Raw genomic sequence first — 12,974 nt, 5'->3', positions numbered from 1 at the left:
CCCACCCCTGCCCCAGGGAGTACCGTCATGCCCGGAATATCCAGAAAAGCGACGCTCGCGCTCGCCACCGTCGCCTCCCTCGCGCTCCTCACCACCGCCTGCACCGGCCAGACCGAGTCCGGCGCCACGGACGACCCGAACGCCGAGACGACCATCACCTTCTGGCACGGCTGGAGCGCGCCCGCCGAGGTGAAGGCGGTCCAGGAGAACGTGGACCGCTTCGAGAAGGCCCACCCCAACATCAAGGTCAGGGTCGTCGGGTCACCATGGCGGCGACCGTGCTCGTCATGGCCCCCGTGATCCTCGTGTTCTTCTTCGCCCAGAAGGCGTTCGTCGAGGGCGTCACCCTCACCGGAGTGAAGGGATAGGAGACACCACATGAAACTCACCGTGGTCGGCGGAGGCTCGACCTACACCCCCGAACTCATCGACGGCTTCGCGCGTCTGAGGGACACCCTCCCCGTCACCGAGCTGGTCCTCACCGACCCGGCGACGGACCGGCTGGAGCTGATCGGCGACCTGTCCCGCCGTATCTTCGCCCGCCAGGGCCACTCGGGCACCATCACCACCACGGCCGACCTCGACGCGGCGGTGGACGGCGCGGACGCGGTGCTCCTCCAGCTCCGGGTGGGCGGCCAGGCGGCCCGTCAGCAGGACGAGACGTGGCCGCTGGACTGCGGCTGCGTCGGCCAGGAGACCACCGGTGCCGGCGGCTTGGCGAAGGCGCTGCGCACCGTCCCGGTCGTGCTGGACATCGCCGACCGCGTCCGCCGGGCGAACCCCGATGCCTGGATCATCGACTTCACCAACCCGGTGGGCATCGTCACCCGGGCCCTGCTCCAGGCGGGCCACAAGGCACTGGGCCTGTGCAACGTGGCCATCGGCCTCCAGCGCAAGTTCGCGGCGCTCCTGGACACCGACCCCGCCGGCCTCCACCTGGACCACGTGGGCCTGAACCACCTCACCTGGGAGACGGCGGTACGGCGGGGCGGGCCGGACGGCGAGGACGTCCTCCCCCGCCTCCTGGCCGCCCACGGCGACACCATCGCCACCGACCTCCACCTCCCCCGCCCGCTGCTGGACCGCCTGGGCGTGGTCCCGTCCTACTACCTGCGCTACTTCTACGCGCACGACGAGGTCGTACGGGAGCAGCGCACCAAGCCCTCCCGGGCCGCCGAGGTGGCCGACATGGAACGGCGCCTCCTGGCCCTGTACGCCGACCCGGCCCTGGCCGAGAAGCCGGCTCTGCTGGCCCAGCGCGGCGGCGCCTACTACTCCGAGGCGGCGGCCGACCTGGCGGCGGCCCTGCTCCGCGGCGCGGGGTCCCCGCACCAGGTGGTCAACACGTACAACAACGGCACCCTCCCCTTCCTCCCCGACGACGCGGTCATCGAGGTCCAGGCGGCCGTGGGCCCGAAGGGCGCGAGGCCGCTCCCCGTCGCCCCCGTGGACCCCCTGTTCGCAGGCCTGATGGCCAGTGTCACGGCCTACGAGAACCTGGCCCTGGAGGCCGCCCTGCACGGCAGCCGGGACCGTGTCTTCCGCGCCCTGCTGGCCCATCCCCTGATCGCCCAGTACGAGTACGCGGACAGACTCACCGACGACCTCGTCGCACACAACCGGGAGCACCTCACGTGGGCCTGACCGCGGGCGTCCTCGCCATCGACGCCGGCAACAGCAAGACGGATGTGGCGGTGATCGGGTCCGACGGGACGGTGCTGGCGACCGCCCGGGGGGAGGGCTTCCGGCCTCCCGCCGTGGGTCTGGACACGGCGATGAACGCCCTCACCAGGACTGTCACCCTGGCCCTCACCGACGCCGGGACCCCGGCCGTCTCCCACGTCTCGGCCTGCCTGGCCAACGCCGACCTCCCCGTCGAGGAGGAACAGCTGACGGTGGCGCTGGCGGCGTGCGGCTGGGGCACGACCGTCGAGGTGCGCAACGACACGTTCGCGATCCTGCGCGCGGGGGTCACCGAGCCGCGGGGGGTGGCCGTCGTGTGCGGGGCGGGCATCAACTGCGTGGGGATGCGTCCCGACGGACGTACCGCCCGCTTCCCGGCGATCGGGCGTATCTCCGGTGACTGGGGCGGGGGTTGGGCGCTGGCGGAGGAGGCGCTCTGGCACGCGGCCCGCGCGTCGGACGGGCGCGGGGAGCCTACGGTGCTGGCCGCCGCGCTTCCGGCGCACTTCGGGCTTTCCGGCATGCCCGCGCTGATCGAGGCGCTGCACCTCGAACACGTGCCGGTGGCTCGGCGCCACGAGCTGACGCCGGTCCTCTTCGCCACGGCGGCGGAGGGGGACGGGGTCGCGCGGGCGATCGTCGACCGGCAGGCCGAGGAGATCGTGACGATGGCTGTCGTCGCGCTGACGCGGCTGTCCCTGCTGGACGAGGAGACGCCCGTGGTGCTGGGCGGGGGTGTGCTGGCGGCACGGCACCCGCTGCTGGACGACCGGATTCACGTCCTCCTCGCCGAGCGGGCACCGAAGGCGGTGCCTCGGGTGGTCACGGCGCGTCCTGTGCTGGGGGCGGGGTTGTTGGGACTGGACCGGATGTCGGCAGCGGAGGAGGTGCGTGCACGCTTGCGGGCGCATTACGCGGGCTGACGGGCGGGGGGTCGCGCGGCCCGGTGCTTGCGGCGCACCTCGGCGCGGGCGGGGGCCGGATCGCTGTGCAGCCCGGTGCCTGCGGGTGCCCCGGCGTTGGTGCTGGGCGGGGGGTTGCGCCGCCCGGCGCCGACGGGGTGCCGTCGCGCCCACCCGTGCCGCCCCGGCGGCACGACTGCCCGCGGAAGCGGCGGTTGGCTGCGTGTGAGGCGGTGGGCGGCGGGGGCCGGCCGCGGTGAGGGACCGAAGCCGCCCCGGGGGCCGCGCACGGCGGGGAGGGGACGGGGCGGGGGTGCCCGCCCGCAGTGGCTGGCGCGTCCGCACCCTCGGTCCTTCCGGGCACCCCTGTCGCGCCAGGCCGAGGACGGACACCCCCGACGCGGCCCCGGCCCACCCACCGGCCGTGGGCGCTACGGCAACCCCCACCGGAGGGACGGCGGCGCCGCAGGCATCCCACCCGGCGCGCCGCGGTCCGACACTGGAACCGAACGGAATTGACCGGCGTGTTCCTGGGCAGGGTGTGGGGCGGGCGACGGGTCGGAATTCCCGGCGATCGGGCCGCAATCGGATCAAGATCGCGCCAAGGCCGGTGCATCTGTCAGCCCCGGCGGCGATACTTGCCGCGGAGGGATGACCATGGGGGAGGTCAAGTGACACACACGCCGAACGGCGCGGCGCCACCGGGCAACGCCGCACCCGGACTGCCGGCGGTGCCTGCGCCGCGTACCCCCACACCCTCCGTACCCCCCACCCCCGCCGCCCCTCCCCCCACCGCCCGCCGTACCGCCTTCGCCGAGGGCGCGGACCGCCTGCGCCAGGCCGCCACCACCGAACCCGGCCGCCTCCGCATCATCGGCGCCGTGCTGGCCGCCCTCGTGCTCGCGTTCGGCGCCGTGACGGCGTGGCAGATGACGGACCGGGCCGCGGCCGCCGACGACGTCCTCACCAGCAGTCAGCCCCTCACCTCGGACGCCGCCGACATCTACCGCTCCCTCGCGGACGCGAACACCGCGGCGTCCAGCGGCTTCCTGGCAGGCGGTCAGGAGACCGCGGCCTCCCGCGACCGCTACGAGAACGACATCCGCACCGCCGCCGCCAAACTCGTCAACGCCGCGGCCAGCTCGGACCCCGGTTCGTCCTCCGCGAAGACGATCGCCGACCTCAACCGTCTGCTCCCCGAGTACAAGGGCCTGGTGGAGCGCGCCCGCACGTACAACCGGCAGGGCTTCCCCGTCGGCGGCGCCTACCTGCGGTACGCGAACGAGAAGATGCAGAAGGAGATGCTCCCGGCGGCGGAGGACCTCTACACCTCGGAGAACCGGCGCCTGCGCTCGGACTACGCGGACGCGACCCCCTACCCGTGGCCCGCGATCGCCCTCGGCCTCGCCGTCCTCGCCGCCCTCGGCTGGGCCCAGCGCCGCAACTACCTGCGCACCAACCGCGTACTCAACCACGGTCTGGTGGCGGCGACCGTCGCGGCCGCGGTGGTCCTGCTCTGGCTGACGGCCGGCCACACCCTCGCCCGCTCGAACCTGAACGACTCCTACGACCACGGCGTCCGCTCGCTCAACGTGCTGCACGACGCCCGCATCGCCTCGCTGAAGGCCAGGGGCAACGAGAACCTGACCCTGGTGGCCCGCGGCGCGGAGACGACGAAGGTCGGCGAGAAGACGTACGACGCGTACGACTACGACTTCGCACGCGGCATGGACACCCTGGCCAAGGGGCTGGCCCGTGCCGAGCGGCTCGCGGACGACGACAGCGGTGCGAAGCCGGTCACCTCGGCGGTGAGCAACATGACCGAGTGGAAGAAACGTCACGCGGCCGCGCGTGAACAGGACGAGAACGGCAACTACCAGCAGGCACTGGACATGGTGATCGGCGCCGAGGGCGCGACGGGCGAGTGCTTCGACAGCGTCGACAAGAACCTGGCCACGGCGCTGGCGCACGAGGAGACCGAGTTCCGGCAGGCGGCCGGCGACGGCCGGGACGCGCTGACGGGTCTGCCGCTGGGCGCGGCGGTCCTCACGGTGCTGGGCGCGGCCGGCGCGGTGCTGGGCGTCGGGCGCAGGCTGTCGGAGTACCGATGAACGCGCGCGTGCCGGACCCGCAGGGGGCGACCGAGCCGAAGGGGGCGCCGAAGATGACCGTACAACGCCCGCGGACCCGCCCGAGGGGATGGGGCGGAGTGGGCGCGATGGCGATGGCCTGCGCCCTGGCACTGCTCTTCGCACTCGCCCTGACCTGCACCGGATCCCAGGGCCGCACGCCGGCGAACAGCACCGGCCAGTCCGTCGCCCATACCGAGCGGACGCGGGCCGACGAGGAGTGCACGGCCCCGGAGAAACAGACCCTGCCCCCCGACGACGCCGACGGTCCCACGATCGAGGCGATCAAGAACCGCCAGGGCGAGAAGCGCAAGCTGATCGTCGGGGTGGACCAGAACAGCTACCGCTGGGGCTACCGGAACCCCAACAGCGGTGAGGGCGGGAAGCTCGAGGGCTTCGACATCGACCTCGTGCACCGTATCGCCGAGGACATACTCGGCGACCCGGAGGCGGTCCAGTTCAAGGCGATCCCCACCGACCAGCGCATCCCGGCGATCAAGGACGGGCGGGTCGACATGGTCGTCCGCACGATGACGATCAACTGCGCGCGCATGCAGGACGTGGCGTTCTCCGCACCGTACTTCAAGACGGGCCAGCAGGTCCTGGCCCCGAAGTCCTCCCCCGTCGACGGCTACGACGCGACCCTGGCGGACCAGGAGATATGCACGGCGACGGGCTCCACGGCGTACTCGACGCTGGAGGCGGACAAGAAGGCGGGCCGGCTTCCGGAGTCCGCCGACATCCGCACGACGGTCCCCAACCAGCTGGACTGCCTGGTGCGGCTGCAGCTCGGCGAGGTGGACGCGGTGGTCACGGACGGCGCGCTCGCGGCCAGCCAGGCCGCGCAGGATCCCACGGTCGAGCTCAAGGGCGAGGCCTTCACGACCGAGTACTACGGCGTGGCGATGAAGAAGGACGCGGACGATCTGGTCCGCCGGGTCAACCAGATCCTGGTGGACTTCCGTGAGGACACGACGGGCGGCTGGCAGTCCTCGTACACCGAGTGGTTGTCGGCCACGCTGGGGGACGACTCCTCCCGGTCGAAACCACCGGCTCCCGCATACCTGCGCACGACCTGACCCGGCACCCCACCCCACCCCACCCCGACCACGCCCCACCCCCGACCGCTTCCCGCCGCCCGACCCGAGACCCCACCCGACCGAGAGCCCACCCCGCCCGGACCGACCCGACCGGCACTCCGCCGGGACACTCCGACTCCCGACCCGAGCCCGCGCACCACACAACCGTCAACAGCCCCGCAGCGAAAGGTGATCGATGGCCGACACGGATCCCGCCGGGCCGGTACTGGACCGGGACGAGGTGGACCGTGCGCTGGCGCGGCTCGGCGCGGAACACGAGGCGATCGAGACCTCGCTCCTCGCCCTGCAGGACCACGCGGGCCGAAGACTCCTGGAGGGCGCACGGCTCACCGGACTCACAGAGGAGCGCTGGACGGCCACCGAGGCGTCGATCACGCTGCTGTGGACCTACTTCGACGCGTACACGGACGCGCTGCGCACCGCGCGGGACATCCGCTCCCGGCGCCGCTGGTCCAGCCATGAGGACCTGGTGGAGCTGACGGAGCTGCTGCGCGGCGAGTCGGTGACGGTGGCCGGCAGCGCCTCGGCGACGGCCAACGCGCCGACACTGCACGGCGGCAGCCCGGGCAGGCTCAGCGAGCGGTATTCGCTCGCCACCCTCGTCGACCGTATGAACGAGCTGTACGCGACCTCGCTGGACATGGTCGTGGCCGCGGACGCGGTGTGGTCGGCGTTGCCCGCCCGGATCGATCTGCTGGCCGCCGAGCTCCATCGCACGAGCAGGCTCGCGCACTCGGTCGGCGTGCGTCCGGGTGAACATCCGGCGGGCGACGACCTGGAGCGGATCACCCGCACACTGACGAGGCTGCGCGAGCAGGTGATCTCCGACCCGCTGGCGTACTGGAAGCCCGCGGAGGGCAGTTCGGCGCCGGGCGGTGGACGACCCGACACCACAGTCTACGACCGCGAGGCGCGCGCCCTGGAGGACGTACGCCGTGAGATCGACGCGGTGCTGACGGTCCGCCAGGACGCCGAGAAGCGCATCGTCAGACTGCGCGACCTGCTGTCCCGCGCCGACCGCACACTCGCCGAGGCGCGTACCGCACGCGGCGAGGTGCTGGCGAAGATCGCCGCGACGGAGGTGCCGGCGGTCAGCGGGCCGCCGACGGTGCTCCAGGAACAGTTGTCGACGGCCGCCGAGTACCGCAGACACGCCCAGTGGCACCGGCTGTCCCCGCTCCTGGAGTCCTTGGAGCAGAAGGCGGAGGACGAACTGCTGCGGGCACGTGAGTCGTTGACGGCGGTCACGGCCCCGCTGGCGGTCCGTGCCGAACTGCGCGGCCGGCTGGACGCGTACAAGGCGAAGGTGGCCCGGCACGGCCTCGCCGAGGACCCCCTGCTGGTGGAGCGGTACGAGAAGGCGCGCCGCATGCTGTGGAGCGCGCCGTGTGACCTGCGTGCCGCCGAGCAGGCGGTGCTGCGCTACCAGCACGCCGCCGTGGAACTGCTCGGCGGCACGCCGCGGGTCCCCGGCCAGGGCGTGTCCGACGAGCGGAGGGGACCGGGCGCATGAACGACCAGGGGGAGGCGGTGTCATGAGCGAGCCGGAGAGCCGGCTGACCGCGGCCGGCCAGGCGCCGCGCGCCTGTCAGCGCCCCGACTGCGACGGCACGTACGAGGACGTCGGCGGCGGCGAACTGTACTGCGACACGTGCGGCCTCGCCCCGGTCGTGTCGCCGACGGGCCTGGTCGCCTCGCCCCCGACCGGCATCACGGCGGGCGGCCGTGACTCGCACGGCTCGTCGGACAGCGGGCGGTCGCACAGCAGCCGCGGCAGCGGCCGCAGTGCGCGTACGTCGTCGCAGTCGTCGAAGTCCCGCCGGTCGGTCTCCGGGAGGCTCTCCCGTTCACTCTCGGGCCGGACCTCGGGCCGCTCGGTGTCGGTGCGCAGCTCCGGCGCGGGCGCCGGCTCCTCCGGCCGGGGCCGCCTCGGTGCCGGGCTGGTCGAGGTGCCGCCGATCCCGCGCCCCGATCCGCGCCGGATGGTGCTGGACGACCCCGAGGTGCCCGAGCGGAAGCGGTTCTGCTCGCGTTCGGACTGCGGGGCGCCGGTGGGCCGGGCCCGCAGTGGCCGGCCGGGGCGTACGGAGGGCTTCTGCACCAAGTGCGGCCATCCGTACTCGTTCGTGCCGAAGCTGCGGTCCGGGGACGTGGTGCACGGCCAGTACGAGGTGGTCGGCTGTCTGGCGCACGGCGGGCTGGGCTGGATCTACCTCGCCGTGGACCGGGCCGTCTCGGACCGCTGGGTGGTCCTCAAGGGCCTGCTGGACACGGGCGACCAGGACGCGATGGCGGCGGCGATCTCCGAGCGGCGTTTCCTCGCCGAGATCGAGCACGCCAACATCGTGCGGATCTACAACTTCGTGGAGCACCTGGACCAGCGCACCGGCTCCCTCGACGGCTACATCGTCATGGAGTACCTGGGCGGCAAGTCGCTGAAGGAGATCGCCAACGCCCGCCGCACGCCGGAGGGCAGGCGTGATCCGCTGCCGGTGGAGCAGGCCTGCGCGTACGGCATCGAGGCCCTGGAGGCGCTCGGTCATCTGCACAGCCGGAACCTGCTGTACTGCGACTTCAAGGTCGACAACGCGATCCAGACCGAGGACCAGCTGAAGCTGATCGACATGGGCGCGGTGCGCAGGACGGACGACGAGGAGTCGGCCATCTACGGCACGGTCGGCTACCAGGCGCCCGAGGTCGCCGAGGCGGGTCCGTCGGTGGCGTCCGACCTGTACACGGTGGCCCGTACGCTCGCCGTCCTCACGTTCGACTTCCAGGGGTACACGAACGTCTTCGCGGACTCGCTGCCGGACCCGGACACCATCGAGGTCTTCCGGCAGTACGAGTCGTTCTACCGGCTGCTGGTACGGGCCACCGACCCGGATCCCGCGCGCAGGTTCGCCTCCGCGCAGGAGATGACCGAGCAGCTGACGGGTGTGCTGCGCGAGGTGGTCTCGCTCCAGTCGGGCCGGTCCCGCCCCGCGCTGTCCACCCTCTTCGGCCCGGAACTGCGGGTGACGGACACGGAGTTGTTCCCGGCGCTGCACGGGGACGTGTCCCGTCTGGGGGCCAGGGTGCCCCGCCCCCGGGAGGGCCGGCCGGCCCTCCCCCCCGTGGGCGGTGCCCCCGCCGTCCCGGCCGCTCCGCCCGCTGCCCTGGTCAAGCCCGTCGACTGCGCCCCCGCCGCGCTCGCGCTGCCCGTTCCGCATGTCCACCCCGCCGACCCCAACGCCGGTTTCCTCGCGGGCCTGCTGACGTCCGCGCCGGGTGAGCTGATCAACGCGCTCGCGGCGGCGCCCGCCCCGTCGGCCGAGACCCGGCTGCGCGAGATGCGCGCCCGGCTGGAGACCGGTGAGTGGGCGACGGCGCTGGAGGCACTGCGCGCGCTGGAGGAGCAGGACCCCGACGACTGGCGGGTGGTCTGGTACCGGGGCGTGGCCGCGCTGGTCACCGGCGACCACGAGGGCGCCGCGCTCGCCTTCGACGCGGTCTACGACGCCTTTCCGGGGGAGATCGCCCCGAAGCTGGCGCTCGGCCTGTGCGCGGAGGTGCTGGGCCAGTTGGACAACGCCGCGGAGTACTACCGCCTGGTGTGGTCGACCGACCCCAGCTATGTGAGCGCCGCGTTCGGGCTGGCCCGCGTCCAGCTGGCGGCCGGTGACCGGCGTGACGCCGTACGGACGCTGGAGTCGGTGCCGGAGTCCTCCATCCACTACACGGCCGCGCGGGTGGCGGCCGTCCGGGCGCGGCTGCGCGGACGCACGGCCACCCCCGGTGACGTACCGTTCCTGGACGACCTGACCGCCGCCGCCGGGCAGGTCGAGGCCCTGGAGGCGTACGGTCTGGATCCGGCACGGCGTGAGCTGTTGTCGGCCGAGGTCCTCGGCTGCGGGCTGGACTGGGTACTCTCCGGGGGCCAGGGTTCCGCCCCTCCCGCCGCCGGGGGACGGACGCTGCTCGGCAGCGGCCTGGACGAGCGGGGCCTGCGCTTCGGCCTGGAGCGTTCGTACCGCACGCTGGCCCGGCTGGCGCGCAGCGGCGAGGAGAGGATCGACCTGGTGGAACGTGCCAATCGTTACCGCCCCCGGACGTGGGTGTAGTTGATGTCGCAGATGCCTCAGCCGGCCGCTCTGTCGAAATGCCCGAGCTGCGAGGAGCCCCTCGAATCGGGTGATCGTTTCTGCGGTGCGTGCGGATACGACCTGTCCGCGGTTCCCGCGCGGCCGCAGGACGAGCCGACGATCGCCATGAACGGCTCGGTGCCGCCCCAGGCGTCCGCGGACCCGGTCCGCCCCCGGCCGCCGTCGACCCCGCCCGCGGGGCCGGTCACGGCCCCTCCCGCGGTCCCTCCCGCGGCACCGGCCTGGCCCGCGCCCGGTCCGGCCCGTGGCGTCGACGGGCCCCCGACCCATCAGCCGACGGACGTGCCCGGCACGAACTCGGACGGCTCCCCGCTGCCCGGCGAGGCGGCCGGACCGGCCGCCCCGGCCGCCTCCCGGACCCCGGGCGGGGGCAGCCCCGTACCACCGCCGCCCCCGCCGGCGGCACCCTCCGCACCGTCGTCCGGCGTGCGCTTCGACCGCCGCACGCAGTCGGACGCGGCCCACACACCCGCCGTCCCCGTCCCCCAGGAGCGCCCCGACGGTGTCCATCAGCCCGCGCAGCCCGAGGAGTACCCGCTCCAGGCGCCCGACCCGCGCGTGACCGCCGAGCCGGAGCGCCGGGCCGGCGGCGCGGTGTGCGTCGCCTGCCGTGCGGGCAGGGTGGACGATGACGGCTACTGCGAGAACTGCGGTCACGCCCAGCCACGCGAACGGGACCACATGGAACAGGAATGCGGCCCACTGGCCGCGGTCAGCGACCGCGGTCTGCGCCACCACCGCAACGAGGACGCCTTCGGCATCGGCACCGCCACGCTGCCCGACGGCTCGCCCGTCTCCGTGGCGATCGTCTGTGACGGGGTCTCCTCGGCGACCCGCCCCGACGAGGCCTCACTGGCCGCCTCCCGGGCGGCGACCGAGTCGCTGCTCGCGGCCCTGCCGCGCGGCACCCACCCGCAGCAGGCGATGCACGACGCGATCATCGCCGCCTCCGACGCGGTCAACGCATTGGCCGACGAGCCCACGGCGGACGCCCGCGAGCACACCCCGCACCAGAACGCCCCGGCGTGCACGATCGTCGGCACGGTGGTGGCGGCCGGTCTGCTGGTCGTCGGCTGGGTCGGCGACAGCCGCGCCTACTGGGTCCCGGTGGACCGCTCCGCCCCGGCGGCCCGGCTCACCGAGGACGACTCGTGGGCCGCGCAGATGGTCGCCGCGGGCCTGATGGGCGAGGCCGAGGCGTACGCCGACCACCGGGCCCACGCGATCACCGGCTGGCTCGGCGCCGACGCCTACGAACTGGAGCCGCACACCGCGTCCTTCAAGCCGGACCGGCCCGGAGTGATCGTGGTGTGCACCGACGGTCTGTGGAACTACGCGGAGTCGGCCGACGACTTGGCCGAGGTCGTGCCCGCCGACGCCGCCGTGCGCCCGCTGCACAGCGCCCGGGTGCTCGTCGGTCACGCCCTCGACGGCGGGGGCCACGACAACGTAACAGTGGCCCTCGTGCCGTTCCCGGCCGTCCCCCAGGGGGCAGGATCGGCCTGAGGCCGCGTACGGGAAGCCTCTTACGGGGCCTTGCGGGATCTTACGGAGAAGCCTCGACGGACCGGAGGGGACCGGTCCGTCATCCGTCGTCGCCCCGCGCCGCCGGGGCACCCGAGGGGGATCGAAACAGGCATGGCCATCTTCTCGAAATCGAACGTGCCGCAGTTCTCGGTGGACGTGTACCAGAACGAGTACCTGCCGGAGGGCGGCCGCGAAGTCAACGCCATCGTCACGGTGACGGCGACCGGCGGCGGGACCATCGGCAGCGCGGTGGCGGCGCCCCACCTGTACTCGCCCGGTGAGGGGCCGTCCGCGGCCGTGGTCCTCATGGTCGACTGCTCGGGCTCGATGGACTACCCGCCGACCAAGATGCGCAACGCCCGTGACGCGACGGCCGCCGCGATCGACGCCCTGCGCGACGGCGTGCACTTCGCGGTGGTCGGCGGCACTCACGTGGCCAAGGAGGTGTATCCGGGCGGTGGCGGCCTGGCGGTCGCCGACGCGTCCACTCGCGAGCAGGCACAGCAGGCACTGCGGAAGCTGAGCGCGGGCGGCGGTACGGCGATCGGCACCTGGCTGGGGCTGGCCGACCGGCTGCTGGCGTCGGCGGACGTGGCGATCCGGCACGGCATCCTGCTCACCGACGGCCGCAACGAGCACGAGTCGCCGGAGGATCTGAAGGCGGCCCTGGACGCCTGCGCCGGACGGTTCACCTGTGACGCCCGCGGTGTGGGCACCGACTGGGAAGTGAAAGAAGTCACAGGCATCGCCTCCGCGCTCCTCGGCAGTGCCGACATCGTCGCCGACCCGGCCGGTCTCGCCGCCGACTTCACGCAGATGATGGAGACGGCGATGGGCAAGGAGGTCGCGGACGTCTCGCTGCGGCTGTGGACCCCGGTCGGCACGGCGGTGACGTTCGTCAAGCAGGTCGCGCCGACGGTCGAGGAACTCACCGGCCGCCGCACCGAGGCGGGCCCGCGAGCGGGCGACTACCCGCTTGGTTCCTGGGGGGACGAGTCCCGCGACTACCACGTCTGCGTCGAGGTACCGCCCGCGGGCATCGGCCGGGAGATGCTCGCGGCCCGGCTCTCACTGGTCATTCCGCAGCCCGACGGCAGCGCGCGGAACCTCGGCGCACAGGGTCTGGTGCGGGCCGTGTGGACGGACGACATGGCCGCCTCGACGTCGATCAACCCCCAGGTCGCCCACTACACCGGGCAGGCCGAACTGGCGCAAGTCATCCAACAGGGACTGGATCTGCGCAAAGAGGGGGATATGAACGGAGCAACGGCCAAACTGGGCCGCGCCGTTCAGCTCGCGAGTGCGTCCGGCAACGCGGATACTGCGAAACTGCTTGCGAAGGTGGTGGACGTCGTCGACGCCGCGACCGGTACTGTGCGACTGAAGGCGAAGGTCGAGGAGGCCGACGAGATGACGCTCGAAACGCGGTCCACCAAGACCGTTCGCGTAAAGAAGTGACCGGAAGTAATCGAGCCTGACCCCTTGGGGTTG

General features: G+C 73.2%; 8 protein-coding genes and 2 pseudogenes. All 10 read left to right on the top strand.

Translation table 11 applies throughout. The annotated features are described in order from the left end of the window. Nucleotides 1-27: 27 nt before the first annotated feature. Nucleotides 28-264, top strand: a pseudogene (locus ACZ5C2_RS16400) (ABC transporter substrate-binding protein); the annotation flags it as partial. Beyond that, nucleotides 261-368, top strand: a pseudogene (locus ACZ5C2_RS16395) (carbohydrate ABC transporter permease); the annotation flags it as partial. The pseudogenes ACZ5C2_RS16400 and ACZ5C2_RS16395, both read left to right, overlap by 4 nt. 10 nt (nucleotides 369-378) lie before the next feature. After that, nucleotides 379-1,644, top strand: a complete 1,266-nt coding sequence (locus ACZ5C2_RS16390) for a 6-phospho-beta-glucosidase (protein ID WP_468790899.1) — start codon at nucleotides 379-381, stop codon at nucleotides 1,642-1,644. After that, nucleotides 1,635-2,606, top strand: a complete 972-nt coding sequence (locus tag ACZ5C2_RS16385) for an N-acetylglucosamine kinase (RefSeq protein ID WP_468790897.1) — start codon at nucleotides 1,635-1,637, stop codon at nucleotides 2,604-2,606. The genes ACZ5C2_RS16390 and ACZ5C2_RS16385 overlap by 10 nt, the downstream gene beginning before the upstream one ends. Nucleotides 2,607-3,256: 650 nt before the next feature. Continuing rightward, the gene (locus ACZ5C2_RS16380; protein ID WP_468790895.1) at nucleotides 3,257-4,696 is read left to right on the top strand and encodes a hypothetical protein; all 1,440 of its coding nucleotides are present in this window, start codon (nucleotides 3,257-3,259) and stop codon (nucleotides 4,694-4,696) included. 53 nt (nucleotides 4,697-4,749) lie between these two features. Beyond that, on the top strand, nucleotides 4,750-5,793 hold the full coding sequence (locus ACZ5C2_RS16375) for a glutamate ABC transporter substrate-binding protein (RefSeq protein ID WP_468790893.1): 1,044 nt from the start codon (nucleotides 4,750-4,752) through the stop codon (nucleotides 5,791-5,793). 196 nt (nucleotides 5,794-5,989) lie between these two features. Then, the gene (locus tag ACZ5C2_RS16370; RefSeq protein WP_468790891.1) at nucleotides 5,990-7,327 is read left to right on the top strand and encodes a hypothetical protein; all 1,338 of its coding nucleotides are present in this window, start codon (nucleotides 5,990-5,992) and stop codon (nucleotides 7,325-7,327) included. 22 nt (nucleotides 7,328-7,349) lie between these two features. Further along, nucleotides 7,350-9,914 carry a serine/threonine-protein kinase gene (locus tag ACZ5C2_RS16365; RefSeq protein WP_468790889.1) on the top strand — a complete coding sequence of 855 codons (2,565 nt, stop codon included), beginning with the start codon at nucleotides 7,350-7,352 and terminating at the stop codon, nucleotides 9,912-9,914. A gap of 3 nt (nucleotides 9,915-9,917) precedes the next feature. Then, nucleotides 9,918-11,462, top strand: coding sequence for a PP2C family serine/threonine-protein phosphatase (locus ACZ5C2_RS16360; protein ID WP_468790887.1), 1,545 nt, complete (start codon nucleotides 9,918-9,920; stop codon nucleotides 11,460-11,462). A 132-nt stretch (nucleotides 11,463-11,594) separates the two neighbouring features. Continuing rightward, nucleotides 11,595-12,941: a vWA domain-containing protein gene (locus ACZ5C2_RS16355; RefSeq protein ID WP_468790885.1), complete on the top strand. Its 1,347-nt coding sequence runs from the start codon at nucleotides 11,595-11,597 to the stop codon at nucleotides 12,939-12,941. Nucleotides 12,942-12,974 lie beyond the last annotated feature (33 nt).

Source organism: Streptomyces sp. NPDC031365 (assembly GCF_055569765.1).
Note: the sequence above shows the minus strand (reverse complement) of the source record. Positions and strands in the feature narration are given on the sequence as shown.

Coding starts and splice junctions, on each gene's coding strand:
- ACZ5C2_RS16365 (WP_468790889.1), top strand. CDS start 7,350: ATGAGCGAGCCGGAGAGCCGGCTGACCGCGGCCGGCCAGGCGCCGCGC.
- ACZ5C2_RS16375 (WP_468790893.1), top strand. CDS start 4,750: ATGACCGTACAACGCCCGCGGACCCGCCCGAGGGGATGGGGCGGAGTG.
- ACZ5C2_RS16370 (WP_468790891.1), top strand. CDS start 5,990: ATGGCCGACACGGATCCCGCCGGGCCGGTACTGGACCGGGACGAGGTG.
- ACZ5C2_RS16360 (WP_468790887.1), top strand. CDS start 9,918: ATGTCGCAGATGCCTCAGCCGGCCGCTCTGTCGAAATGCCCGAGCTGC.
- ACZ5C2_RS16390 (WP_468790899.1), top strand. CDS start 379: ATGAAACTCACCGTGGTCGGCGGAGGCTCGACCTACACCCCCGAACTC.
- ACZ5C2_RS16355 (WP_468790885.1), top strand. CDS start 11,595: ATGGCCATCTTCTCGAAATCGAACGTGCCGCAGTTCTCGGTGGACGTG.